Annotated in this window: 1 pseudogene; it reads left to right on the top strand. The window is 67.1% G+C overall.

Annotated elements, in window-relative coordinates:
• Positions 1–419: pseudogene (locus tag FCU66_RS40850) on the top strand (nitrate reductase); the annotation flags it as partial.

Genomic DNA, 419 nt, shown 5'->3' with positions numbered 1-419 from the left:
CCAGCGCCGGGGCAGCCTGTTTGCACCGATGCACTGGACCGATCAGTTTTCGGCAAAGGGCCGGCTCGACACGCTGACCGCGCCGCTGACCGATCCCATTTCCGGCCAGCCGGCGCTGAAACATGTCGCCGCCCGCATCGAGAAATTCGCCGCAAAGGCCTTCGGCTTCGCCGTGACGCGGCGCAGGCCGGAGCCTGATACCGCGGCCTACTGGGCCGTTGCCAAATGCAAGGGCGGCTGGCGGGTCGAACTTGCCTTTGCCGATGACGATATCGACTGGGCCGGCTTTGCCGGGTCACTGTTCGGCGCATCAGCGGGTGCCGAAATGCTCGCCTATCACGACCGCGACGCCGGCCAGCATCGCATCGCCGCCTTCGACGGCGATCAACTGTCAGGCGCCTTGTTCGTCGCGCCCGGCC

This window comes from Mesorhizobium norvegicum (assembly GCF_004919685.1).
Taxonomy (GTDB): domain Bacteria; phylum Pseudomonadota; class Alphaproteobacteria; order Rhizobiales; family Rhizobiaceae; genus Mesorhizobium; species Mesorhizobium norvegicum.
This window is presented reverse-complemented; position numbering and strand designations above follow the sequence as displayed.